At 71.2% G+C, this 25,310-nt stretch carries 21 protein-coding genes; 3 read left to right on the top strand and 18 right to left on the bottom strand.

The window, feature by feature from the left end:
* Positions 1 to 79: 79 nt before the first annotated feature.
* The 12 genes from purL to purD form a co-directional block, all read right to left on the bottom strand.
* Positions 80 to 2,359 (bottom strand): phosphoribosylformylglycinamidine synthase subunit PurL, encoded by a 2,280-nt coding sequence (gene purL, locus B140_RS11880; RefSeq protein WP_018118026.1) that lies wholly within the window; start codon positions 2,357 to 2,359, stop codon positions 80 to 82.
* An 11-nt stretch (positions 2,360 to 2,370) separates the two neighbouring features.
* Positions 2,371 to 3,042: a phosphoribosylformylglycinamidine synthase subunit PurQ gene (gene purQ, locus B140_RS0103790; protein WP_026165963.1), complete on the bottom strand. Its 672-nt coding sequence runs from the start codon at positions 3,040 to 3,042 to the stop codon at positions 2,371 to 2,373.
* A complete protein-coding gene (gene purS / locus B140_RS0103785; protein WP_026165962.1) occupies positions 3,039 to 3,284 on the bottom strand; it encodes a phosphoribosylformylglycinamidine synthase subunit PurS in 246 nt (81 codons plus the stop codon). The genes purQ and purS overlap by 4 nt, the downstream gene beginning before the upstream one ends.
* 120 nt (positions 3,285 to 3,404) lie before the next feature.
* Positions 3,405 to 4,151, bottom strand: coding sequence for a DUF2334 domain-containing protein (locus B140_RS11875; protein ID WP_018118023.1), 747 nt, complete (start codon positions 4,149 to 4,151; stop codon positions 3,405 to 3,407).
* Positions 4,152 to 4,221: 70 nt separating this feature from the next.
* Positions 4,222 to 5,691 carry a C4-dicarboxylate transporter DctA gene (locus tag B140_RS0103775; protein ID WP_018118022.1) on the bottom strand — a complete coding sequence of 490 codons (1,470 nt, stop codon included), beginning with the start codon at positions 5,689 to 5,691 and terminating at the stop codon, positions 4,222 to 4,224.
* Between the two features lie 188 nt (positions 5,692 to 5,879).
* Complete coding sequence (locus B140_RS0103770; RefSeq protein WP_018118021.1) at positions 5,880 to 8,000, bottom strand: S9 family peptidase; 2,121 nt, start codon at positions 7,998 to 8,000, stop codon at positions 5,880 to 5,882.
* A gap of 105 nt (positions 8,001 to 8,105) precedes the next feature.
* On the bottom strand, positions 8,106 to 8,735 hold the full coding sequence (locus tag B140_RS11870) for an aminotransferase class IV (protein ID WP_018118020.1): 630 nt from the start codon (positions 8,733 to 8,735) through the stop codon (positions 8,106 to 8,108).
* A complete protein-coding gene (gene pabB, locus B140_RS0103760; protein ID WP_018118019.1) occupies positions 8,732 to 10,516 on the bottom strand; it encodes an aminodeoxychorismate synthase component I in 1,785 nt (594 codons plus the stop codon). Before pabB ends, B140_RS11870 begins: the two co-directional genes overlap by 4 nt.
* A 28-nt stretch (positions 10,517 to 10,544) precedes the next feature.
* The gene (locus B140_RS0103755; RefSeq protein WP_018118018.1) at positions 10,545 to 10,976 is read right to left on the bottom strand and encodes a MarR family winged helix-turn-helix transcriptional regulator; all 432 of its coding nucleotides are present in this window, start codon (positions 10,974 to 10,976) and stop codon (positions 10,545 to 10,547) included.
* Positions 10,977 to 11,077: 101 nt separating this feature from the next.
* Positions 11,078 to 11,971, bottom strand: coding sequence for a phosphoribosylaminoimidazolesuccinocarboxamide synthase (locus B140_RS0103750; RefSeq protein WP_026165960.1), 894 nt, complete (start codon positions 11,969 to 11,971; stop codon positions 11,078 to 11,080).
* Positions 11,972 to 12,044: 73 nt separating this feature from the next.
* Entirely contained in the window at positions 12,045 to 13,475 is a 1,431-nt protein-coding gene (gene purB / locus B140_RS0103745; protein ID WP_018118016.1) for an adenylosuccinate lyase, read from the bottom strand.
* A 34-nt stretch (positions 13,476 to 13,509) separates the two neighbouring features.
* Positions 13,510 to 14,787, bottom strand: coding sequence for a phosphoribosylamine--glycine ligase (gene purD / locus B140_RS0103740; RefSeq protein ID WP_018118015.1), 1,278 nt, complete (start codon positions 14,785 to 14,787; stop codon positions 13,510 to 13,512).
* Between the two features lie 36 nt (positions 14,788 to 14,823).
* Here purD and B140_RS0103735 point away from each other — a divergent pair, with 36 nt between their 5' ends.
* On the top strand, positions 14,824 to 15,234 hold the full coding sequence (locus B140_RS0103735) for an HIT family protein (protein WP_026165959.1): 411 nt from the start codon (positions 14,824 to 14,826) through the stop codon (positions 15,232 to 15,234).
* 3 nt (positions 15,235 to 15,237) lie between these two features.
* Positions 15,238 to 15,882: an alpha/beta fold hydrolase gene (locus tag B140_RS12935; protein ID WP_018118013.1), complete on the top strand. Its 645-nt coding sequence runs from the start codon at positions 15,238 to 15,240 to the stop codon at positions 15,880 to 15,882.
* Here the strand turns inward: B140_RS12935 and B140_RS0103725 are convergent.
* From B140_RS0103725 to B140_RS0103705, 5 genes are all read right to left on the bottom strand, one after another.
* A complete protein-coding gene (locus B140_RS0103725; RefSeq protein WP_018118012.1) occupies positions 15,873 to 17,276 on the bottom strand; it encodes a sensor histidine kinase in 1,404 nt (467 codons plus the stop codon). The genes B140_RS12935 and B140_RS0103725 overlap by 10 nt on opposite strands.
* A gap of 56 nt (positions 17,277 to 17,332) precedes the next feature.
* The gene (locus B140_RS0103720; RefSeq protein ID WP_018118011.1) at positions 17,333 to 18,049 is read right to left on the bottom strand and encodes a response regulator transcription factor; all 717 of its coding nucleotides are present in this window, start codon (positions 18,047 to 18,049) and stop codon (positions 17,333 to 17,335) included.
* 123 nt (positions 18,050 to 18,172) lie between these two features.
* On the bottom strand, positions 18,173 to 19,540 hold the full coding sequence (locus tag B140_RS0103715) for an aspartate aminotransferase family protein (protein ID WP_018118010.1): 1,368 nt from the start codon (positions 19,538 to 19,540) through the stop codon (positions 18,173 to 18,175).
* 93 nt (positions 19,541 to 19,633) lie between these two features.
* Entirely contained in the window at positions 19,634 to 20,413 is a 780-nt protein-coding gene (locus B140_RS0103710) for a TipAS antibiotic-recognition domain-containing protein (RefSeq protein ID WP_018118009.1), read from the bottom strand.
* Between the two features lie 67 nt (positions 20,414 to 20,480).
* Positions 20,481 to 22,229, bottom strand: coding sequence for a pyruvate dehydrogenase (locus B140_RS0103705; protein ID WP_018118008.1), 1,749 nt, complete (start codon positions 22,227 to 22,229; stop codon positions 20,481 to 20,483).
* Between the two features lie 243 nt (positions 22,230 to 22,472).
* Between B140_RS0103705 and B140_RS0103700 the strand changes: the two genes are divergently transcribed.
* Positions 22,473 to 23,948, top strand: coding sequence for an MFS transporter (locus B140_RS0103700; protein ID WP_051069230.1), 1,476 nt, complete (start codon positions 22,473 to 22,475; stop codon positions 23,946 to 23,948).
* 33 nt (positions 23,949 to 23,981) lie between these two features.
* Here B140_RS0103700 and B140_RS0103695 read toward each other — a convergent pair whose 3' ends face one another.
* The gene (locus B140_RS0103695) at positions 23,982 to 25,295 is read right to left on the bottom strand and encodes a C1 family peptidase (RefSeq protein WP_018118006.1); all 1,314 of its coding nucleotides are present in this window, start codon (positions 25,293 to 25,295) and stop codon (positions 23,982 to 23,984) included.
* Positions 25,296 to 25,310 lie beyond the last annotated feature (15 nt).

Genomic DNA, 25,310 nt, shown 5'->3' with positions numbered 1-25,310 from the left:
TGTCAACCTTCACATCGTCGCGCTCCCCACCACACCAGAAAGCGCCGTCCCACAGGACGGCGCTCCCGGGGCTTTCCCCCTACTCCACCACGGAGTTCGCGCCCACCGCGTGCCCGAACAGCTCGGGCAGGGTGGCCTCCCAAGCGGCGCGCAGCTCGTCGAGGGAGACCTCCAGGGCCTCCCCGACGCGCAGGGTGCGCCCCTCGACGGTGCCGCCGATGCGCACGCACGGCACCCCGGCCTCGGCGGCCAGGCGCTCCACGGAGTCCGCGCGGTCGGCGGTGGTGGCCACCACCGCGCGCGAGGCGGACTCGGAGAACAGCGCCGCGTGCAGGTCCGCGTGCACCCCGGAGAGATCCAGGTCCAGGCCGCGCCCGGAGCGCAGGGCCAGCTCCACGAGGGTCTGCGCCAGGCCGCCCTCGGAGACGTCGTGCGCGGCGGTGAGCAGGGTGTTGCCCACGAAGAAGTCCGCCAGGCGCTGCTCGTTGGCCAGGTCCACGCGCGGCGGCATGCCCTTCAGCTCGCCGGTGGTGACCTGCTGGTAGATGGAGCCGCCGAACTCCGCCTCCGTGGCACCCAGGACGTAGAGCACCTCGTCCTCCGGCACCGTGCCGAGGTCGTGGCCGATGGCGTTGTGCACGTCCTCGATCACGCCCAGCACGCCCACCACCGGGGTGGGCAGGATCGGGGTGTCGCCGGTCTGGTTGTAGAAGGAGACGTTGCCGCCGGAGACCGGGATGCCCAGCTCCTTGGCGCCGTCGGCCAGCCCGTGCACGGCCTCGCGGAACTGCCACATCACGTCCGGGTTCTCCGGGGAGCCAAAGTTCAGGCAGTTGGTCACCGCCACCGGCTTGGCGCCCGTGACCGCCACGTTGCGGTAGGCCTCCGCCAGCGCCAGGCGCGCGCCGGTGTTGGGGTCCAGGTAGGTGTAGCGCCCGGAGGCGTCGGCGGAGACGGCCACGCCGCGCCCGGTCTCCTCGTCGATGCGCAGCACGCCGGCGTCGGAATCCTTCGCCTTGACCGTGTTGCCCAGCACGTAGCGGTCGTACTGCTCGGTGATGTACGCCCGGGAGCACAGCGTCGGGGAGGACACCATGCGGCGCAGCGTGTCCGCCAGGTCCGTCGGGGCGGGCACGGCGGCCTCCCGCTGCACCTCGTCCTGCCACTCGGGCCGGGCGTAGGGGCGCTCGTAGACCGGGGCCTCGTCCGCGATGGTGGCCGCCGGGGCGTCCACCACCACCTCGCCGCCGTGGGTAATCACCAGGTGATCGCCCTCGGTGACCTCACCGATCTCCGCGCAGGTGACGTCCCAGCGCGCGCAGATCTCGCGGAAGCGCTCCACGTTCTCCGGGGTCACCACGGCGCACATGCGCTCCTGGGACTCGGAGGCCAGGATCTCCGCCGCCGTCATGTTCTTGGCGCGCAGCGGCACCGCGTCCAGGTTGACCCTCATGCCGCCGTCTCCGGAGGCCGCCAGCTCGGAGGTGGCGCAGGCCAGGCCCGCGCCGCCGAGGTCCTGGATGCCCACCACCACGCCGGCGTGGTACAGCTCCAGGCAGCACTCGATGAGCACCTTCTCCGCGAAGGGGTCGCCCACCTGCACGGCGGGCAGCTTGCGCTCCGCGCCGTCCTCGAAGGTGTCCGAGGCCAGCACGGACACGCCGCCGATGCCGTCCAAGCCGGTGCGCGAGCCAAAGAGCATGACCTTGTTGCCCTTACCGGAGGCGAAGGCCAGCTTGAGGTCCTCCACCTTGAGCGTGCCCACGCACAGGGCGTTGACCAGGGGGTTGCCCGCATAGGTGGGGTCAAAGACCGTCTCTCCGCCGATGTTGGGCAGGCCCAGGCAGTTGCCGTAGTGCGAGATTCCCTCCACCACGCCGGGCAGCACGCGCTGGGTGTCCGGGGCGTCCGCCGGGCCGAAGCGGAGCTGGTCCATCACCGCGATCGGGCGCGCGCCCATCGCCATGATGTCCCGCACGATCCCGCCCACGCCGGTGGCCGCGCCCTGGTGCGGCTCCACGTAGGACGGGTGGTTGTGCGACTCCACGCGGAAGGTCACGGCGTTGCCGTCGCCCACGTCCACCACGCCGGCGTTCTCCCCGATGCCCGCGAGGATCTTGGAGTTCATCTCCTCCGTGGTGGTCTCCCCGAAGTAGCGCAGGTGCACCTTGGAGGACTTATAGGAGCAGTGCTCCGACCACATCACGGAGTACATGGTCAGCTCCGCGTCCGTGGGGCGGCGGCCCAGGATCTCCCTGATCCGAGCGTACTCGTCATCCTTGAGGCCCAGCTCCGCGTAGGGCTGCGCGGTATCCGGCTCGGCCGCGGCCTTGGCTACGGTGTCATTGAGAACGGACATGGATTCTCCCTTCACGCGGCGATGGAGCCGACGGCGGACAGGAACAGCTCCAACCCGTGCGTGGACGGGCCGGTGAGCGGGTCGATGGCGTGCTCCGGGTGCGGCATGAGGCCCACGATGCGCCCGGTGGCGTCCGTGATCCCGGCGATGTCGTTGAGGGAGCCGTTGAAGTTATCCGTGTAGCGGAACACCACGCGGCCCTCCCCCTCCAGCTCCTCTAGGGTGCGGGCGTCCGCCTGGAAGCGCCCCTCGCCGTGCTTGGCCGGGATGAGCACCTCCTGCCCCTCGGTCAGGGTGGTCGTCCACGCGGTCTCGGCGTTTTCCACCTTGAGGTAGGCGTCCGTGCAGTGGAAGTGCAGGCCCTTGTTGCGGGTCAGGGCGCCGGGCAGCAGGCGGGCCTCGTTGAGGATCTGGAAGCCGTTGCAGATGCCCAGCACGGGCATGCCGCCCCGAGCGGCCTCGATCACCGCGCCCATCACCGGGGCCAGCGCGGAGATGGCGCCGCTGCGCAGGTAGTCTCCGTAGGAGAACCCGCCGGGGATCACCACTGCGTCCACCCCGCGCAGGTCCGCGTCCGCGTGCCACAGGCTCACCGCCTCCGCCCCGGCGTAGCGCACCGCGCGGGCGGCATCGACGTCGTCCAGCGTGCCGGGGAAGGTGATCACCCCGATTCGTGCCGTCACTTGATCTCCTCCACGTTCACGATCTCGAAGTCCTCGATCACGGTGTTGGCCAGCAGCACCTCGGACACCCGCTGGATGTCCTCGCGGGTCACGGTGTCATCCACCTCGATCTCGAAGCGCTTGCCCTGGCGCACGTCGCTCACGCCGGACACGCCCAGGCGCCCCAGCGCTCGCACCACGGCCTGCCCCTGGGGGTCAAGAATCTCCGCCTTGGGCATCACATGAACTACTACACGGGCCACGGTTATTCCCCTATATCTCGCACGTTCTTGTTACGCCCACAGAGTACCTGTGCGCGGCGGGCTTTCCTACTCATCCCCGCCCCTCCCCTCACCGCCCGGCACCCGCCCCGGCGACGCCGCTTAGGCCTCCCGCGCCGGCTGTGCCGACCGTGCAGCCTGTGCCGCCTGTGCCTCCTGTGCCACGGCCTCGTAGGTGGTGGGCACCGCCCCCTCCGCCATCGCGGCGGCCACCGCGCCCACGAAGTCCCGGGCCACCTTCGGGTCGCGCAGGTTGCGGGCCGAGGCCGAAAGGCGCACCACCGTGCCCCGCTGCGCCCCGCGCCGCGCCGCCGCGATCACGTTGCGCCGCCACCACCCCGGAGCCCCGAAGCCCTCGCCCACCGAGAGGTTGCGCGAGCGCACGCAGCGCTGCTGCGCCCCGGCCTCCGGGGAGACCACATGAATCCCCTTGGTAGAGCCCACGGCCAGAAAGCCGAACTCCGGCACCACACTCAGCGTCCCGGCGGACAGCCGCCACCGGGGCGGGGCAAAGAGCCGCGCGCTCAGGCCCAGCCGCTCCAGCTGGCGGGTGGCCCCGCGCAGGCGCAGGCGGGCCTCGTGCTCCTCGAGCTGCGCGAACTCCGCGCGGCGGCCCTGCACCGCCTGGTCAAAGCCGTTGAGGATCCACTCCCCGCCGCCCGCGAGGTGGGCGCGCACCCACTCCAGGGTGGCGGGGTCCTGGGCGAGGTGCCAGGAGCCGTCGATGTGCGGGGCGACGAGCAGGGAGACCCCCACCCCCTGCTGGTTGAGCCGCTCCACCGTGGACCGCGCGGCGCGCCTCGTCTCGTCGAAAATGCTGGAGATGGAGACCAGGAGATGCGCGCTCATGCCCGCGATTATCGCACAGGGGCGTGGCGGGCGCGCGGCATCGCCGCCGTGGGAAGGCGCTTACAAGGGCTCAGTGGGTCTTGTAATCGTCCAGGTTCACCTGCGGGGTGGCCTGGAGGCGATCGTGGGCCGGGTTGGTCACCGAGGGATCGCGGCGGAAGTCCCCGTGCTCGTCGTCCTCCTCCGAGGGCACGTAGGGGATCTCGCCCACGAACACCCGCTGCGCGCGCTCCTTGTCCAGGGTGCCCGTCCACTTGCCCACCAGGAGGGTGGCCACGGAGTTGCCCGCGAAGTTGGTCAGGGCGCGGGCCTCGGACATGAACTTATCGATGCCCAGGATGAGGTCCACGCCGCCCAGCAGCGCGGGCTTGTAGGACTGCAGGCCCGCCGCCAGCGTGGCGATGCCCGCACCGGACACGCCCGCGGCGCCCTTGGCTGCGATAATCATGAAGAGCAGCAGGCCCACCTGCTCGCTCATGTTCATGGGCATGTCCATGGCGTCCGAGATGAAGATGGCCGCCATGGTGAGGTAGATGGCCGTGCCGTCCAGGTTGAAGGAGTACCCGGTGGGCACCACGATGCCCACCGTGGACTTGTCCACGCCCACGTGCTCCATCTTGCGCATGAGGTTGGGCAGGGCGGACTCCGAGGAGGAGGTGGCGAAGATGAGCAGGAACTCCCGGCCCAGGTACTTGACCAGCTTGAAGATGGACAGCCCGGTAAAGACCTTGAGCACCGCGCCCAGCACCACGAACACGAAGATGAAGCAGGTGATGTAGAAGGCCAGGATGAGGTAGCCGAGCTGCACCACGGCCTTCATGCCCGTGCCGCCCACCACGGCGGCGATGGCGCCGAAGGCCGCGATGGGGGCCAGCCACAGGATCCAGCTCAGAATGCGGAACACCAGCGTCTGCAGGCTGGCCACGAAGGCCAGGATCGGCTCGCCCTTGCGGCCCAGGGACTGCACCGCGAAGCCCACCAGCAGGGCGATGAAGAGCACCTGGAGGATGGACACGGTGTGCCCGGGGGCGTTATAGGAGCCGGTGAAGGCGGAGAAGAAGGAGTCCGGGATGATGCTCTGGATGAAGTGCATCGCCCCGCCGGCCTCCTCGTTCTTGTTGAGGGCCTTCTGCACCGTGTCGCTGACCTCGTGCTCGCCCACGTGCAGGCCGTCGCCGGGCTCCAGGATGTTGCCCACCACCAGGCCGATGAACAGCGCGAAGGTGGACATGGTGATGAAGTAGGCCAGCGCCAGGCCGCCCGCCCGGCCCACGGAGGCCGCCGCGCGCACCGAGCCGATGCCCAGCACGATGGTGCAGAAGATCACCGGGGGCACGATCATCTTGATGAGGTCCACGAACATGGTGCCGAGCACCTTGAACTTCACGGCCACATCGGGGGCCACGGCGCCCAGCGCGATGCCCGCCACGATGGCGATGATCACCGCGATGTAGAGCCAATGGGTGCGGTCCTTGCGCGGCTTCTTCGGTTCGGCGATCTTGGGCGCACCCTCGTAGGCGGCCGGGGAGCTAGGAGACATGGGTTTTCTCAATTCAGCATCCGGGGGTATAACTCGTTACCCGCATTATCGCCCCGGGCTCCCCCATGCCCCAACTCACTCAACGCTCGTGGGGGTAGTTGCGGTCACCCCCAGGCCCGGCACGCGGGCCGCCTCTCCCCCGCCCCGCGTGCCGACGCCCCCTGACACCCCTGACGCCCCGGCAGCGCTCAGGCCGTGCGGCCCGTGGCCTTGTGCACCGCCCAGGCGTATTCGAAGGCCGTCTGCCTCCACCGGGCGTAGCGGCCCGAGACCCCGCCGTGCCCGGCGGACATCTCCGTCTTGAGCAGGAACTCCCCGCCGGTGGCGGTGGCCCGCAGCCGGGCGATCCACTTGGCGGGCTCCACGTACAGCACGCGCGTATCGTTCAGCGAGGTCACGGCCAGGATGTCCGGGTAGTCCTTGGCCTCGACGTTCTCGTAGGGAGCGTAGGAGGCCATGTAGTCATACACCTGCGGATCGTGCAGCGGGTCGCCCCACTCCTCCCACTCGCCCATCGTCAGCGGCAGCTCCGGCATGAGCATGGAGGTCAGCGGGTCCACGAAGGGCACGATGGCCTGGATTCCGGCGAAGCGATCCCCCGCCATGTTCGCCACCGCGCCCATGAGCATGCCGCCCGCGGAGCCGCCCTCGGCCACCATCGTCTCCGGGGCGGACAGGCCCCGGGCGATGAGGTCGTCGGCCACCGCGATGTAGTCGGTGAAGGTGTTCTTCTTCTCCAGCTCCTTGCCGTGGTCGTACCAGCCCCGGCCCATCTCCCCGCCGCCGCGCACGTGCGCCACCGCGAAGATCATGCCGCGATCCAGCAGGGAGAGCCGGGAGACGGAGAAGGCCGGGTCCGTGGAGGCCTCGTAGGAGCCGTAGGCGTAGAGCAGGGTGGGGTTGGGCCGGGAGGTGTCCAGGTCCGCCCGGTGGATCACGGAGACGGGGATCTCCGCGCCGTCCCCGGCGCGCGCCCAGAGGCGGTAGGCGGTGTAGGCGGAGGCGTCGTAGCCGCCGAGCACCGCCTGCTGCTTGCGCAGGGCGCGCTCGCCGGTGGCCACCGTGAGGTCGATGATCTGGGTGGGGGTGATGAAGGAGCCGTAGCTCAGGCGGATCACCGGGGCCCGCCACTCCGGGTTGCCCAGCACCCCCACGGTGTACAGCTCCTCATCGAAGTCCAGCTCCTCGAAGTCGGTGTAGCCGCCCTCGCCCAGCACCATCACGGCGGCGCGCCCGATGGCGCCGCGCCGATAGGCCGCCACGATCTGCCCCGCGTACGTGTCCACCCCCTCCACGCGGACGTCCTCGCGGTGCGGAAGCAGCTCGCGCAGGCCGGTCAGCTCCGGGAGGCGGCCCACCGGGCACTCGCCCACCGCGAAGTTCGGGCCGGTGGCGTTGTGCGTGACCACCCAGCGGTCCTCGCCCGCCACCACGGCGTGATCCACGGAATACTCCACCCCGGTGCGCCGGGGCCACAGCACCTCGAACTCGCCCTCGGGGTTGTCCATGTCCAGCACCCACGTCTCCGAGGTGATCTTGGAGGCGGACTCGATCATCAGGTAGCGCTCGGAGCGCGTGGCCCCCACCCCGGTGCTAAAGCGGCCGTCCGGCTCGTGAAACACGCGGACGTCGGCCTCCTGCGGGGTGCCCACCTTGTGCCGCCACACGGAATCCGGCCGCCAGGACTCGTCCACCCGCTGGTAGAACAGGTAGTCCTCGCCCGCCCAGGTGGCGCCGTAGAAGATGCCCTCCAGGCGATCCTCCAGGAGCCGCCCCGTGGCGAGGTCCTTGATGAAGAGGTCAAAGCGCTCATCGCCCGCCGTGTCCACGGAGTAGGCCAGATAACGCCCGGAGGTGGTCACGCTGGAGGCCCCGAGGGAGAAGAACTCGTGGCCCGCCGCCAGCTCGTTGAGGTCCAGCAGCACCTCCTCGCCCGGGACCTCGCCCTCCTGGGGGATCTCCGGGGGCGTCCAGGGGTCGTGCGCGGCGTCCACCGGCAGGCGGCAGGACAGCCCGTAATCCTTGCCCTCGACGGTGCGGCCGTAGTACCAAAAGTCCCCGGCGCGGGTCGGCACGGACATGTCCGTCTCCTGCACGCGGGACTTGATCTCCCCGTAGATCGCCTCCGTGAGGCCCTCCAGGTGGCGCGTGCGGGCCCGCGTGTAGGCGTTCTCCGCCTCCAGGTAGCCCAGCGTTTCCGGGGACTCCTTGTCCCGCAGCCACTCGTAGTCGTCCACAAAAACGCGGCCGTGGTGCTCGCGGGTGATCGGGTGGACGGGGGCCAGCGGCGCTTGCGGGTTCTCAGACATGGAACCGATGGTAGCGCCGCCTCCCGGCGCGTGCCGACGCCCCCTGCCCCGCCACGGCGCGCCGGTCGCGGAGCCGGAAGGGATGGGCCCTCATCGTCCGAATGCTCACGGCCCCGGGGTGATCCAGCGCGTCACCGGGGTCGCCCCGTGCAGGCTGCTCAGCGCCCAGCACCGCAGCGCGGGGGCCTCCGCCAGGGACACCGCCTCCGTGCGCACCGGCCCCGGCCAGCGGCGCACCCACAGGCACTCCGTGACGCCGGGCAGGCGCGGACCGGGAGGGCGCAGCAGGGTGTCGCCGCGGGCGAAGAGCAGGGTGGCGGTGGCGGCCTCCACTACCTCCCCGCCGCGGTGGAGCACGGCGTCGTCCGCGCCGCGCTCCCGCGCCCGCTCCCGCAGGGCCAGCAGCTCGGGCATGTCCGGCCCCTTGTGCTCGGGGTGGCGGCGCGCGTCCGGGTCGGGCCCCACCCACAGGACGGTGCTCGAGCGGCGCGGCGGGGCCGGGCGCATCTCCCGCTCCCAGCGCCCCCGCCGCGCCCGGATGCGGGGGAACCACTCCCCCTCCGCGCCCGCGCAGGCCGCCGCCGTCTCCTCGAGGAACCACCGGGGCGGGAGGTACCCCAGCAGCGCGCGGCAGGACCGGGCGAAGCGATCCAGGTGCAGGTCCAGCCCCTCCACGCGGCCCGCGCGCACCAGCCAGGAGTCGAGGATCACCGGGCTATCCGCCGGGGGCGTCACGGGAACTCCACGTCCGCGACGGCACGCACCGGCTGCGCCTTGGTCACGATCTCCCGGTACTCCGCCTCCGGGTCGGAGGCCGCGAGGATCGCGCCGCCCACCCCGTAGCTCAGCTCCCCGTCCTCCTCCACCAGGGTGCGGATGGTCATGGCGAGGTCCACCGTGCCGTCCACGGCCACGTAACCGATGGCCCCGGAGTACACGCCGCGCTCGCCCTCCTCCAGGCCCGCCAGGATCTCCATCGTGCGCTTCTTCGGCGCGCCCGTCATGGAGCCGCCGGGGAAGGCGGCGTCGATCAGCTCCCACGGCGTGGCGGCCAGCTCGGCGCGCACGGTGCTCACGAGCTGGTGGGCGGCGGCGTAGGTCTCCACCTCGAAGAGGGGCTCGGCCCGCACGGTGCCGGGGCGGGCCACGCGGGTGAGGTCGTGGCGCACCAGGTCCACCACCATGAGGTTCTCCGCGCGGTCCTTGGGATTGGCGGCGAGGTCGGCGCGCAGGGCGGCGTCCGCCTCCGGGGTGTCCCCGCGCGGGCGGGTGCCCTTGATGGGGCGCGACTCCGCCACCCCGGCGCGCACGCGCAAGAAGGTCTCCGGGGAGGTGCTCATGATCTGGGTGCCTCCCCAGCGCAGGTAGGCCCCGTAGGGGGTGGGGTTGGCGACGCGCAGCGCCAGGTAGTCCGCCAGCCCGAGCCCCGGCGAGGGGCCGCGCAGCCGGGTGGTCAGGCAGGCCTCGTAGGTCTCCCCGGCGGCGATGCTGCGCTGCAGGCTGGCGATCTTGGCGAGGTACGCCTCCCTGCTGTCCGCGCAGCGCAGGACGGGCCGCGCCCCGGCGCGCTTCTCCCCGGCAGACCCGGGCGCCGGGCGGGACAGCGCCTCCTGGAGGTCGTCGAGCCGCGCCTCCTCCAGGGCCAAAAGGTGCACCCCCGTGGGGCCCACCGCCACCGTGGCGTCGGCAAAGCGAAAGTGCCGCCCGGCGGGGTAGGTGAGGTAGCCCACCCAGCCCAGGACGGGGGCACACGGCAGCCCCGGCGCCTCCACGGCGGCGGCCTCGGCGCCGGGCGGGGCCTGCGCGGCGGTGACCCCCAGGTAGCTGTAGCCCCGGCCAGTGGAATCGTCCAGCCAGAAGGAGTAGTCCCGGCCCGCGCACAACCGCCGGTACGCCTCCGGCGCGTCCAGGGCGCAGTCCCGCAGGTGGCGGTGGTGCACCCGCAACGGGCGGCGGCTCTCCCGCACCATCTCCACGAAGCGGTGGATCACCCGCACCGCCTCGGGCGCGCCCACGGACTCCGGGTGGAACTGCACCCCCCACCAGGGGCGCTCGCGGTGGCGCAGGCCCATGACCACGCCCTCCGGGGTGCGCGCGGTGACCTCGAGGGCCTCCGGAACCTCGGTCACGGCCAGGGAGTGATACCGCACCGCCTCGAAGCCCTGCGGCAGGCCAAAAAAGAGGTCCGATCCGTCGTGGTAGATACGGCTGGTCACCCCGTGCGCGGGGGTCACCCGGCCCACCGTGCCCCCGCACTCCTGCGCCATGAGCTGGTGGCCCAGGCACACCCCCAGCACCGGCAGGCCGCGCCGCAGGGCCTCCACGCTGGTGCCCACGTCCGCCGGGGTGCCGGGGTGGCCCGGCCCCGGCGAGATCACCACGGCCTCGATCCCCTCCCAGCGCGGGCGCTCCGTGTTGGGCTGCACCCGCACCCATGCGCCCGCGGCGCGCAGGGCCTCCACGATGTTGAGGGTAAAGGAGTCCTGGTTATCGATCACGAGCACCGCCACGGCCATGCGCACCGATGCTAGCCCACCGCAGGGCTTACTCGTCCAGGAGGGAACGGAAAAAACGCTCCAGGGTGGGCAGGGCGCGGGCGATCTCCTCGCGCTCCCGCTCCGAGAGGCGCGCCACCGCCGGGGCGAGGCGGCTGTTGCGCGCCCGGGTGGTCGCGTGCAGGGCCTCCAGGCCCGCCTCCGTGACCACCACGAGGACTCCCCGGGCGTCCTGCGGGTCGGGGCGGCGCTCCACGTAGCCGGCGTTTTCCAGGCGCGTGACCTGCTGGCTGGCGCTGGCGGTGCTGATCCCGCTCAGCGTGGCGATCCTGCTCACCGGCAGCGGGCCGCCCTTGAGCGCCATGAGGGTGCCCACCTGTGTGGTGGGCAGCTCCCCCTCCCGATCCATCAGCCGCAGCATGTACACCCCTAGCCGCAGGCTCTCGCGGAGCTGGGACGCTAGAACATCGGGGGAGGTCATGGCTGAATTGTATTCCTCCACCCAACCTTTTCCAAGATTGGCGGGGATTAAAAACCGCGCCCCGCAGCGCCCCTTCTCCTCCGTTTAATGGAGGAGAAGGGCTAGACGCACACCCCGACCCAGTGGCAGAACTTCTCCCCGGAGATCTTCTCGTAGGCCTCCACGTAGCGCTCCCGGGTGGCCTCCACCACGGAGCCCGGCAGCGCCGGGGGCTGCTCCCCGGAGTTCTTGTCCCACCCGGACTTGGAGCTGGTCAGCCAGTTGCGCACGTACTGCTTGTCAAAGCTGGGCTGCACCTTGCCCGGCGCGTAGCCCTCGGCGGGCCAGTAGCGGGAGGAGTCCGGGGTGAGCACCTCGTCCGCCAGCACCAGGGCGCCGGAGGCGTCCCGGCCGAACTCCAGCTTGGTATCCGCCAGGATCAGGCCGCGCTCCTCCGCGATGGCCGCCGCCCGGGAGTACACCTCCAGGGTGGTATCGCGCAGTTGCTCGGCGCGCTCCTGGCCGAGGGAGTCCACCACGTAGTCGAAGGAGACGTTCTCGTCGTGCTCGCCCTGCTCGGCCTTGGTGGCCGGGGTGAAGATGGGCTCCGGCAGCCGGGAGGCCTCCCCCAGTCCCTCGGGCAGGGCGATGCCGCACACGGTGCCGTTCTTCTTGTACTCCGCCAGCCCGGAGCCGGTGAGGTAGCCGCGCGCCACGCACTCGAAGGGCTGCATGGCCAGCTTCTTGCACACCATGGCGCGCCCCAGCACCTTCTCGGGGATGCGGGGGTCGTCCGCGGGCCCCGCCAGGTGGTTGGGCACATCCAGGGCGCCGAAGAAGTAGAAGCTCATCGCGGTGAGGATTCTGCCCTTATCGGGGATCTCGGTATCCAGGATGTAGTCATAGGCGGAGATGCGGTCCGAGGCGACGATGAGCAGGTGCTCCTCGTCGATCTCGTAAATCTCACGCACCTTGCCCGCCGAGACGTGGCGGTATTCCGACAGTTCAGGACGCATGGTTGGGAGTGTAACCCCGCGTACCGCGCAGCGGTAATTGGGCGGTAATGAGGCCGTAATGAGGCTCGGAGCCCTACAGGATCTCCCCGCCCGCGTACCGCGCGGCCTGCGGATACCGGGCCGTAACCTCCTCCACGCGGGCGAGCACGCGGCCCACCTGGGACTCCGCCGCGCCGATGAAGGCGTGGCGATCCGCCAGCGCCGCGCGCAGGTCCTCCGCGCCCAGCGGCAGGCGGTCGTCTGCCGCCAGGCGCTCCACCAGGTCCTGCTCCGCGCCGTGTTCCCGCATGTTGAGGGCCACCGCCACCGCGTTCTCCTTGATGACCTCGTGGGCCACCTCGCGGCCCACCCCGGCGCGCACCGCCGCCATGAGGATGCGGGTGGTGGCCAGGAAGGGCAGGTAGCGCTCCAGCTCGCGGTCGATCATGGCGGGGAAGGCGCCGAACTCGCCCAGCACCGTGAGGAACGTCTCCGCCATGCCGTCGAAGGCGAAGAAGGCGTCCGGCAGCGCCACGCGGCGCACCACGGAGCAGAACACGTCCCCCTCGTTCCACTGCTGCCCGGCGAGGTCCGCCGCCATGGCGAGGTAGCCGCGCAGGATCACCTGGAGGCCGCCCACGCGCTCGCAGGAGCGGGCGTTCATCTTGTGCGGCATGGCCGAGGAGCCCACCTGCCCCTCCTTGAAGCCCTCGGTGACCGTCTCGTTGCCCGCCATGAGGCGGATGGTGGTGGCCAGGGAGGAGGGGCCCGCGCCGAGCTGCACCAGGGCCGAGAGGGCGTCGAAGTCCAGGGAGCGCGGGTAGACCTGCCCCACGGAGTCGAAGGTGCGCTCGAAGCCCAGGTGCGCGGCGATGCGCCGCTCCAGCTCCGCGAGCTTGGACTCGTCGCCGCCGAGGAGGTCCAGCATGTCCTGGCTGGTGCCCATCGGGCCCTTGATCCCGCGCAGCGGGTAGCGGGAGAGCAGCTCCTCCACGCGCTCCAGGGCCACCAGGATCTCGTCGGCGGCGGTGGCAAAGCGCTTGCCCAGGGTGGTGGCCTGCGCGGCGACGTTGTGGGAGCGCCCCGCCATCACCAGCGCCTGGTACTCGGCGGCGTGCCCGCCGATGCGGGCGAGGATCGCCACGGCCTTATCGCGCACCAGGGCCAGGGAGCGGTGGATCTGGAGCTGCTCCACGTTCTCCGTGAGGTCGCGGCTGGTCATGCCCTTGTGGATGTGCTCCCACCCGGCCAGGGCGTTGAACTCCTCGATGCGGGCCTTGACGTCGTGGCGGGTGACCCTCTCGCGCCGGGCGATGGACTCCAGGTCCACCCTCTCCATCGCCGCCTCGTAGGCGGAGATGGCCTCGGCGGGGATGTCCACGCCGAGGTCGCTCTGCGCCTTCATCACGGCGACCCAGAGCTGGCGCTCCAGGATGATCTTGTGCTCGGGCGACCACAGGAGGGTCAGTTCCGGGGAGGCGTAGCGCGACGCCAGGACGTTTGCGATGTTCTTTTTCTCAGCCACGGGCCCATTCTAGGCCCCCGCCGGGGCCGCCACCCTACGGCGTGGCGATGCGCCCCTCCACCGCGGCCAGGCCGATGTCCCTGCGGTAGAAGGAACCGGCCATCTCGATCCGCCCGATCGCCGCGTAGGCCCGCTCGCGGGCGGAGGCGAGGTCCTCGCCCTTGCCCACCACGGAGAGCACGCGGCCGCCCGCGGACACGTACCCCGCGCCCTCGCCGCGCGCCGTGCCCGCGTGCAGGGTGTAAGCCTGCGGCTCGTCGCCGGGGATGCCGCGCAGCGCGTCGCCCTTGCGCGGGGACTCCGGGTAGCCCTCGGCGGCGAGCACCACGGTCACCGCCGAGCCCTCCTCCCACTCCAGGGCCGGGTGCTGGGCCAGCGTGCCGCGCGCCACGGCCTCGAGCAGCCCCGCGAGCGGGGTGCGCAGCAGGGAGAGCACGGCCTGCGTCTCCGGGTCCCCGAAGCGGGCGTTGAACTCCACCACGGCGGGGCCGTCCGCGCCCCAGGCCAGGCCCGCGTACAGCAGGCCGGAGTACGGGGTGCCGCGCGCCACCATCTCCCGGGCCACCGGCTCGCACACCTCCTTTACGATGCGCTCCACGCCGCCCTCGGGCAGCCACGGCAGGGGCGTGTAGGCGCCCATGCCGCCGGTGTTGGGGCCCTCGTCGCCGTCGTAGGCGCGCTTGTGGTCCTGGGCGGGCAGCAGCGGCACCACCGTCTCGCCATCCACCAGGCAGAACAGGGACACCTCGGGGCCGTCGAGGAAGGATTCCAGGAGCACGGGGTTGCCCGCCCCGAGCACGGAGTCCGCGTGCGCCCGGGCGGCGGCGCGCTCGGGGGTGACCACCACGCCCTTGCCCCCGGCCAGGCCGTCGTCCTTGACCACCCAGGTGGGCCCAAAGCGGTCCAGGGCGGCCTCGATCTCCTCCGGGGTGGCCCCGGGGGCGATCCGCTCGGCGGCGGCGGTGGACACCCCGGCGCTGGCCATGACCTCCTTGGCAAAGGCCTTGGAGCCCTCGAGCTGCGCGGCGGCCCGGGAGGGGCCGAACACGGCGAAGCCCGCCGCGCGCAGGGCGTCGCTCACGCCCGCCACGAGCGGCACCTCCGGGCCGATCACCACAAGGTCGGCGGCGATCTCCCGCGCCAGCGCCACCGTGGCCTCGGCGTCGGTCACGGACAGCTCGTGCAGGCTGGCGAGCTCCGCCATCCCGGCGTTGCCGGGGGCGACGTGCAGGTGGGGGGCCGTGGGGTCCTGGGAGAGCCCACGGAGCAGGGCGTGTTCGCGCGCACCGGCGCCAATGACCAGAATGTTCATGGCCCCGAGTCTAACCGGCCACTATCCTTGATCCCCATGAGTAGCGTGTTTAGCAAGATCATCGCGGGTGAGCTGCCCGCCCGGTTCGTGTACCGCGACGACGCGGTGGTGGCCTTCCTCAGCATCGAGCCGGTGGCCTACGGGCACACCCTGGTGGTGCCGGTGGCGGAGGTGGATCGCTGGACCGACCTGCCCGCCGAGACCTGGGCGCGGGTGGCCGAGGTGTCCCAGCAGGTGGGCAGGGCCATCGTGGAGGCCTTTGGCTGCTCGCGGGCGGGCACCCTCATCGCGGGCTTCGAGGTGCCGCACACCCACGTCCACGTGTTCCCCGCCGAGGACATGGGCGGCTTTGACCTCTCCGCCGCCATGCCGATGGACGCCACCGACCCCGCCCGGATGGACGACGCCGCGCGGAGGATCCGCGCCGCCCTGGGCACGAGCGCGTAGCCCGTGCGCCTCCTGGACCTGGTGCCCCCGCATGGGGTGGCCCCCTACCTGCCGGGCCTGGGCGTCTCGGCGGCCACGGGGCGCCGCCCGGTGCTGGTGCTGCACGGGGCGGCGGGCTCCCCGGGGAACTTCGAGGACCTGCTGCGCCTGCTGGCGGACCGCGCGGATCGCACCGTGGCCGCCCCCGCCTACGGGCGGCGCGGCACCGCGCGGCTGGAGCGCAGCCTGGCGGAGGTGACGGTGTGCGCCCGCCGCCTGGTGGCGGCCTCCCCCGACGGGCGTATCGACGTCGTGGGGCACTCCCTCGGCGGGCTGCTCGGCCTCCTGCTTTCCCGGCGGCTTCCCGTGGCCCGGCTCATCGGGCTGGGGGCCTGCTTCCGGGGCTGCCCGCCGCGCTTGCCCAGGCTGATGGGCGCGCTGGTGGGGCCGGTGTACCCGCAGATCATGCGCCCCCTGGATATTGCCCCGCCCCCGGAGACGCGGATCGTCTCCTTTACCTCCTCCCTGGACACCATCGTGCCCCCGGAGTACGCCGATCTTTCCGCCTACCCCGGCGCGCGGGTGGAGATGGTCCCCGCCCCCGGGGTCCTGCACTACCAGTTCCCCGAGGCCACCGCCCGGGAGATCGCCGCCCGCCTCTACGCGTGATCGGCCTCCGGCTCCGGCTTGCGCTCCAGCGTGATGGTGAAGGTGGAGCCCACCCCCTCCTGGGACTCCACGGCGATGGTGCCGCCGTGCTTTTCCACCAGGGACTTGGTGATCGCCAGCCCCAGACCCGACCCCCCGGAGGCCCGGGAGCGGGAGGTATCGGCGCGGTAAAAGCGCTCGAAGATGTGGGCGGCGTGCTCGGGGGACATGCCCACGCCGTCGTCCATCACCTGGATGCGCACCTGGGAGTCCCCCGGCCCGGAGAAGGAGAGCCGGATGGTGGCGGTGGCCTCCTCCCCGCCGTGGCGCAGGGCGTTGGTGAGCAGGTTGAGCAGGATCTGGTGCAGGCGGCTGGCGTCCCCCACCACCAGCGGCACGGCAGAGGTCTTGTTGTCCACGGCAATGCCCCGGTTGGGGAAGGCCGCCCGCGCCGTGCCCGCCACGGAGAGGCACAGCTCCAGCAGGTCCACCGTCTCGCTGTTGAGGCGCTGACCCTCGGCGCGGGTGAGCGCCAGCAGGTCCTCCACCAGCAGGCTCATCCGCTTGGACTCCGCGTCCACCTTGCCCAGCACCAGGTCGATGTCCGTGGTGGCGCCCGAGCGGTACAGCTCCGTGTAGCCGCGCAGGGAGGTCAGGGGGGTGCGCAGCTCGTGGGAGGCATCGCCCACGAAGCGGCGCATCTGCTCCTCCTTGTCCCGCGACTCCTCGATGGAGCGCTGCAGGCGCCCCAGCATGACGTTGAGCGCGTAGGCGAGCTGCCCCACCTCGGTGTTCATGGGCCACTGCGGCAGGCGGCGGTCCAGGTTGCCCTCCGCGATGTCCCCGGCGGTGCGCTCCACCTCCCGCAGCGGGGTCAGCGAGCGGTACACCAGGTAGTGCGCCACCAGGGCCAGGACCACCAGCACCGTCAAGGAAATGATGGTCTGCACCGCCGTGAGGCGGCCGATCTGCGTCTCCTCCTTGGCCAGGCTCTTGGCCAGCACCACCACCACGCCGTCCTGGTTCACGGCCTTGGCGCGCCAGCGCTGGTTGGAGGCGGAGTCCGAGGTGGCGGGCACCGTCTGCGGGCCCGCGTCCACCGTCAGGGAGGAGACGTCCGGGAAGGATTCCAGCCAGCTATTCTCCCCGGCGGGTGTGCCGTCCGGGTAGATCACCTGCACGTAAAAGTCCAGGGGCACCCGGCGGATGGCCCCGCCGTCCGCGGAGAGCGCGCTGCTGGGCGCGGTAAAGCTGCGCAGCACGGAGTCCAGGTCCTCGTCCACCTTTTCCAGGGAGTAGCCGCGCATCACGGCGGAGACCGCCACGGAGCTGCCCAGCAGCCCCACCCCGGCCACCGCCACCACGAGCATGACCAGCCACACCCGCAGCGGTATCGCACGCAGGGGCCCGTTCACGCCGCGCCGTGGGCCCGCCGAGCCCCACTGCTCCCCGGGCGGCCTACGGTGCCATCTCACTGGCGCGGCTTACGCAGCACGTAGCCCACGCCGCGCACGGTGTGGATGAGCGGGCGACGCCCCGTGTCCACCTTGCGCCTGAGATAGGAGATGTAGGACTCCACCACGTTGCCGTCGCCGCCGAAGTCGTAGTGCCACACGTTGTCCAGGATCTTGGCCTTGCTCAGCACCACCTCCGCGTTGATCATCAGGAAGCGCAGCAGGTTGAACTCCGTGGGGGAGAGATCCACGATCTCCCCGGCCTTGGTCACCTCGTGGGTGTCGTCGTTGAGGGTGAGGTCCGCGTAGGCGATGGTGGCGTCGCGCACCTCGTCGCCCAGGCTGTGCCCGCGCCGCAGGATCACGCGCAGGCGGGTGATGACCTCCTCCAGGGAGAAGGGCTTGGTCACGTAGTCGTCCGCGCCGATGGTCAGGCCGTGGATGCGGTTTTCCACCGCGTCCTTGGCCGTGAGGTAGAGCACCGGGCCGTCCAGGCCCTCGTCGCGCAGGTGCGGCAGCAGCTCGAAGCCGTCCATGCCCGGCATCATCACGTCCAGGATGAAGGCGTCCGGGCGGAACTCGCGGGCCACCTCCAAGGCGTCGTTGCCGTTGCTGGCGGACTTCACCTCGAAGCCCTGGAACTTCAGGCCCACGGTGAGCAGCTCCACGATATTGGGCTCGTCGTCCACCACGAGGACCTTGACGTGATTGACGTTCTCATTCATATTCTCCATTGCTACCACCTCTCCCAGTCAGGCCGCCCGCGCGGGATCGCGGGGCTGCCACGGCGCAATACTGGCGAGTATGGCGCGGCGGGCTGCCGCCCCGCTGACCACGGACTGGCAGAAAACTGGGAATTACAACAGGGCGTCGATCCTGCCGACGGCGGCGTCGATCACGTCGATGCCGTGGCGCAGATCCTCCTCCGAGGTGATCAGCGGCGGGGCGATGTGCGTGCGGTTGGCGCTGACCATCGGCCACACGCCGCCCTCCTTGCAGGCGGCGGCGAACTCCCCCAGCTCGGTCAGGGGCTCGCGGCTGGCGCGATCCCGCACGAACTCGATCGCCCAGAAGAAGCCCAGGCCGCGCACCTCGCCCACGCTGGGGTGGCGCTCCGCGATCTCGCGCAGGCGCGGCCCGATCAGCTCCTCCCCGAGGCGGGCCACCCGCTCGAACACCCCCTCGCGCTCGTAGACGTCCAGGGCGGCCACGCCGGGGGCACAGGCCAGGGGGTGCCCGGAGTAGGTCAGGCCGCCGGGGTAGGCGCGCTCGGAGAAGGTCTCCACGATGTCCGGGTGGATGAGCACCCCGCCCAGCGGCACGTAGCCGGAGTTCACGCCCTTGGCAAAGGTCACCAGGTCCGGGGCGAGGTCCTCGCCGCCGTGCTCGTAGGCGAACAGCCTGCCGGTGCGGCCGAAGCCCACCATGACCTCGTCCGCGATGTAGAGGATGCCGTAGCGGTCGCACAGCTCGCGCACGCCCTTGAGGTAGCCCTCGGGCGGGGCGATCACCCCGGAGGAGCCCACCATGGACTCCAGGATGATGGCCGCGATCTGGCCCGGCCCCTCGAAGAGGATGGTCTGCTCCAGGTGCTCCAGGGCGCGGGCGCACTCCTGCTCCGGGGAGTCCGCGTGGAAGGCCGAGCGGTAGCAGAACGGCCCCCAGAAGTGGTAGACGTCCCCGTCCGTGGTGGGGTTGCCCAGGCGGCGCCCCTCCCCGGTGGCCATGATCGCGGAGCCGGTGGCGCCGTGGTAGCTGCGGTAGGCCGCCAGGATCTTGTTCTTGCCCGTGTGCAGGCGGGCTATGCGGATGGCGTGCTCCACCGCGTCCGCCCCGCCGTTGGTGAAAAAGACGTGGCTGAACTCGCCTTGGGCGGACTCCACGATGCGCCGGGCCAGCTCCCCGCGCACGTCGCTGGCGAAGGCCGGGTTGAGGTTGGTCACCCGGCCCGCCTGGCGGCGGATGGCCGCCACCAGCTCCGGGTGGTTGTGGCCGAGGTTGGCGCTCACGAGCTGGCTGCCGAAGTCCAGGTAGCCGTTGCCCTCGTAGTCATAGATCCGCGCGCCCTCGGCGGCGGCCACGGGCATGGGGTTGATCGCGCCCTGCGCGGACCAGGAGTGAAAGACGTGCGCGCGGTCGTCGGCGCGCACCCGGGCCTCCGCCGCCGGATCGGCGGCGGGAGGGGCGGCGGTAGCGGTGGCGGGGTTGGTGGCGGGGTCGGTCACGGGAAACCTCTTTTCGTTGCAACCAGCAGGATTCCCCCGCCACCTTATCCCAGCGGCGGCGCGTCGCGCGGCACAATCCCCCCAAAGGGGTGACTAGCACCACTGGACGGCGTCGAGGTCCACCCCCTCCTTCGCCGCGCGGGCCTCCACCAGGTCGCGGAGGTACCCGCGGCGCTCCCCGTAGCTGCGCGCAAAGCGGTGGTCGGCCACGTACATGCGGGCCAGGATCACCTGCTTGCTCGGGGTGGCCTCGTACCAGCGCGCGATCTCGGCCCGGTGGCGCAGCGCCAGGGCGTCGCCCTCCGGGGAGCCGGGCTCTACTCCGCGCTCGGCGGCCTCGGCCAGGGCCTCCCGGAGCGCCGCCGCCTCGGCCGTGGCCTCCTCCCAGTCCCCGGCGGACATCTGCCTCATCCGCTCGCGGGACTGCTCCCACTCGGGGGTATTACCCCAGCGCTCCTGCGCCTCGGCCCGGTATTCGGACCACTGCTCACGCCATTTCTTTGCCGGTTCCTCCACGCTCATCGTGGCGTCTCCCTCCAGAATCTCGTCCACCACGCGGATCATTCCGCGCAGGTGAGCGATCCTGCCCACCAGGATCTCGCGCTGCCGCCGCAGGCGCTCGCGGCGGGTGCCGGAGGCGTCGATCAGCTCCCCGATCTGCGCCAGCGGCACCCCTGCCGCGCGGTACACCACGATCTGCAGGCCGCGCTCCACGTCCTCGGGCGTGTACAGGCGGTAATCGCCCAGGGTGCGCCACCGTGGCTCCAGCAGGCCCACGGCCTCCCAATGCCGCAGCGTGCGCGGGGTTACGCCGAGGATCTCGGCGGCCCGCCCGATGGTGTACTCGGCGTTATCTCCGGTGGTATCGCTCACGGGAACGATCCTGCGGGTTGACGCGGCGTGAAGGTCAAGCCGAGCCCCTGGGCCGCCTGAAGGCGCACTAGAACTGGGACGGGCTGGTGGGGATGTTGCGCAGGTTCGAGCGCGCCAGGGTGAGCATCTGCCCCACCCCGCCGCCGAACACGGTGCGGGTGGCCGCCTTGGAAAAGCCCATGAGCATCTCCCAGGTGATGCTCGGCGGGATGGACAGCGCGTTGGGGTCGGTGACCATGTCCACCAGCACCGGGCCCTCGTGGGCCAGGGCCTCCTGGATCCCGGCGCGCAACTGGGCGGGGTCCTCGATGCGGATCGCCTTGATGCCCACCCCGCGCGCGATCTGCGCGTAGTCCACCTGGTCGTGGTCCGTCTCGTACTCCGGCATGCCCTGCACCAGCATCTCCAGCTTCACCATGCCCAGGGAGGAGTTGTTGAACACGAACATCTTGATCGGAAGGTCGTGCTGCTTGACGGTGATCAGCTCGCCCATGAGCATGCTCAGCCCGCCGTCGCCGCTGAAGGTCACCACCTGGCGGCTGCGGTCGGCGGCCTGGGCGCCGATGGCCTGCGGCAGGGCGTTGGCCATGGTGCCGTGGCGGTAGGAGCCCATGTCCACGCGCCGCCCGTTGGGGGTGAGGTAGCGCGCGGCCCACACGTTGCACATGCCGGTGTCCACGGTGAAGATCGCGTCCTCGGCCGCCAGCTCGTCGATGAGCGAGGCCGCGTACTCCGGGTGGATGGGGGTGTGCTTTTCCACGTTCTTGGTGTAGGCGGCCACCACGTCCTCGAGGGCCTTGGCGTGCTTCTTGAGCATCTTGTCCAGGAAGGAGCGGTCCTTCTTCTCCTCCACGTGGGGCAGGATGTTCTCGATCACCGCGCCGGCGTCGCCCACCACGGGGTAGGTGATGGTGGTGCGCCGCCCGATGTGGGAGCCGTCGATGTCGATCTGCGCCACGTTCTTCGAGGGCAGGAAGTCGTTGTAGGGGAAGTCCGTGCCGATGAGGATGAGCAGGTCCGCCTCGTGAGAGGCCTCGTGGCAGGCGCCGTAGCCCAGCAGGCCGGACATGCCCACGTCGAAGGGGTTGCCGTACTGGATGTAGTGCTTGCCGCCGAAGGCGTGCCCGATGGGGGCCTTGACCTTTTCCGCTAAGGCCAGCACCTGCTCGCGGGCGTCCTTGACGCCCGCGCCCACGAAGAGCGTCACCGAGGAGGCCTCGTTGATGGCCTGCACCAGGGCGGCGACCTCGCGCTGATCCGGGTAGGAGATGGGCCGCCCGGAGGCGATCACCGAGTCGATGATCCGGGTGTCCTCCACCTCCTTTGCGGCGATGTCCCCGGGGATGACCAGCACGGACACCCCCTTGCCGCTCATGGTGGCCTGGATGGCGTGGTGGGTAATCACCGCGCCCTGGTCCCCGGAGTTGACCATCTCGCAGTAGCCGGAGCACTCCTGGAAGATCTGCTGCGGGTGCGTCTCCTGGAAGAAGCGCGAGCCGATCTGCCGGGAGGGGATGTGGCTGGCCAGCGCGAGCACCTTGGCGCCGTTGCGGTGGGCATCGTACAGCCCCTGGATGAGGTGGGTGTTGCCGGGCCCGCAGGACCCGGCGCACACCGCCAGCCCGCCGGTGACGAGGGATTCCGCCCCGGCGGCAAAGGCCGCGGCCTCCTCGTTGCGCACGTGCACCCACTCGATGGAGGAATCGCGCACCGCGTCCACGATGGGGTTCAGCGAGTCCCCCACCACGCCGTAGATGCGCCGCACGCCCTGCCTTTCCAGGGCGCTGATTAGTACGGTGGCGTAGTCCTGAGCCATGAATACTCCTTCGCGTCCGAGCAATGCCCACCCAGGCGGGGCGCGGAGCCCCAAGCCCCGGGCGCGCCGAGGAGCCCGCGTGTCGGCATCCCCCGACGGCCACCCCGCCGTCCCGCCGGGTGGGGTTGCTTTTGTTTTATTCCGCTTGTGTGGATATGCCCACCAGTATGCTCCTCCTTACCACCGCTCGCCAGGGCCCTGCGACCGCGCGGCGCGCCCGCCCCGCATTGGTACAGTTTGCCCATGCACTCCCCCCGGCCTGCCCAGCCCCCTCGGCGCAACCCCGCAACGGCCCCCACCACGCCCCGGCAGCGGTGGACCTTCCTGGCCGTGATCAGCGCCGGGCTCTTCCTCATCGGCATGGACAACTCCGTGCTCTTTACCGCCCTGCCCCAGCTTAAGGAGCAGCTCCACACCACGGAGCTGCAGGCCCTGTGGATCATCAACGCCTACCCCCTGGTGCTCAGCGGCCTGCTGCTGGGCACCGGCACCCTGGGCGATCGCCTCGGCCACCGCCGCATGTTCCTCATCGGCATGGGGCTGTTCGTCCTCGGCTCGCTAGCCGCCGCCTTCTCCCCCACCGCCTGGGCTCTCATCGCCGCCCGCGCGGTGCTGGGCCTGGCCGCCGCCACGATGATGCCCGCCACCCTGGCGCTCATCCGCGTCACCTTCCACGACGAGCGCGAGCTGAGCACCGCCATCGGCATCTGGGGCTCCGTGGCCGTGGTGGCCTCGGCCTCCGGGCCGGTCGTGGGTGGGGCGCTCCTGGAGCACCTGTGGTGGGGCTCGGTCTTTCTCATCAACGTGCCCGTGGGCGTCGCCGCACTGATCGCCACCCTGCTGCTCGCCCCGCCGAACATACCCAACCCCCGCGCCCACTGGGACGCCCCCTCCTCCCTGCTGGCGCTCCTGGCGGTCTCCGGGCTGGTCATGTCCATCAAGGAGGCCGCCAACCCGCACCGTCAGGCGTGGCTGCTGGCGGCCGCCCTGCTCGTGGCGGCGTGCGCCGGGTTGCTCTTCGCCCGCCGCCAGCGCCGCCTTACCATGCCGCTTCTCGACGCCACGGTGTTCCGCCACCGCATGTTCAACGGCGGGGTGCTCGCCGCCGCCGGGGGCATGTTCGCCATGACGGGCCTGCAGTACATGACCACCCAGCGCTTCCAGGTGGCGGCGGGCTACAGCCCCCTCCAGGCCGGGCTGGTGGTCTCCCTCGCGGCGGCCTGCGCCATGCCGCTGGCGATCCTCGGCGGGGCCAACCTGCACCGGCTGGGCTTTCGCACGCTCATCGCCGGGGGCTTCGGGCTCATCGCGGCGGCCACCGCCCTGGCCGCCGCCTCCCTGCACGCGGGCAGCATGCCGCTGTTCCTGCTCGGCATGGCGCTCACCGGGGCCGGGGCCGGGGCGGTGATGTCCGTCTCCTCCGTGGCCATCATCGGGTCCGCTCCCCGGGAGCGCGCGGGCATGGCCTCCGGGGTGGAGGAGGTCTCCTACGAGTTCGGCAGCCTGCTCTCCGTGGCCGTGCTGGGCAGCCTCTTCCCCGCCCTGCTCGCGGCGTTCTCCGGGCCGGAGGCCGCGCCTCTTACGGCCTACGACCACGCCTACCGGGTGATCCTCTGGCTCATCGCCGCCGTGGCGGCCGCCTGCGCGGCGGTGGCGGCCTGGTGTTTTAGCGGCAACCCGCGCACCACCCCCTACGGCTCGGCGGAGGCCGGGCACTAGCCCCGGTTCAGGGGCCGTGACGACGGCGCGGGGCTATCCCGCCGCCCGCGCCAGCGCGCCCATCGGGTCCCAGGCCGGCAGCGCCACCGGCTCGGCGTCCCGCGCGGCCAGCACCTCCTCGGGCAGGAAGCGCGGCGGCACGGCGATCTCGAACACGTAGGGGTCAAACCAGGAATCGTCCATGGTCCAAAAGCCCTTCTCCGCCTTCTCGTCTCCCCAGGAGTTCTCCACCCGCCAGCGGCGCGGCCTGCCGCCCTCGTCCAGGTCCACGCCGGTGAGCACCATCGCGTGCTCCATGAGCGACTCCCCGGTGCGCAGGCGCTCCTCCTTGGTCATGCCCATCTCCACGCCGTAGACGGACTCGTAGTCATACAGGTCGGCGGCCCAGAAGCCGTTCTCCCGCTCCCCCTGGCGGCTCGTCTCGCAGCCAAACCACACCGGGTGGCCCTCCGCCACGGCGCGGGCGGCGGCCTCCTTGAGCACCCCCGCCGGGGCGTTGAGGTAGGTCACCGGGCCGCTTCCCACCACGTTGCCCAGGTACTCCACGGTGTAGCGCGCGCGGTACTCGTGGCGGGGATCGTTGACCACGCACACGTACTCCGCCAGGTCCCCCGGCAGGTAGCGGCGGGCGAACTCCACCGGGGTTAACTCGCCCTCCCGGTGGAACTCCCCCTCCTTGTCCCGGTACTGCCACACGAAACTCTCCGGCGGCACCCCCAGGTGAATCACCAGGATGCGGTACACGTCCCGCAGGGCCTCCGCGCGCGCCCGCTCCTCCGCCTCGCCGTCCGAGGCCTCGCGCAGGCGCAGCGCGGCGCGCCGCAGCACGGTGAGCAGGTCGCGGTTGAGCTTGCCCGTGTTGGAGCTGGACTGCGTCTCCGGCATGGCGTACTTGGGCACCACGCCGTACTTCTCCACCACGGAGACGAACATGTTCCACTGGCCGCCGTCCTCCAGGGGCGTGCGCAGCAGGTGGGAGACCGTGCGATCCTCCAGGGGGCGATCCTTGAGGTCGCGCATCGCCGCCAGGAAGTAGTTGGCCTTCTCCAGCTTGTCGTAAAAGTGGATGTAGTTCTGGGAGAACTCGAAGTCCTTGATCCGGTGCCGGGCCATGACCTCGCCGCGCAGGGAGTTCAGTCCCGCGAAGATCCAGCACCGCCCGGAGCGCTTCTGGTTGGCCACCGCCCAGTCATCCACCTTGTGCGATACCGAGGTATCCAGGGCCACCACGGCCCTGCGGTTCAGCGCGATGCGGTCCACGTCCGTGGCCGTCACCGCGTTGGTGGCCAGGCGCACCGCGGGGTCTCCGGCAAGGTCGCGGTTCCACTGTGCATAATCCATCGTCATTGCTCCCTCTCCTCG

This window comes from Corynebacterium mastitidis DSM 44356 (genome assembly GCF_000375365.1).
Classification (GTDB): domain Bacteria; phylum Actinomycetota; class Actinomycetes; order Mycobacteriales; family Mycobacteriaceae; genus Corynebacterium; species Corynebacterium mastitidis.
This window is presented reverse-complemented; position numbering and strand designations above follow the sequence as displayed.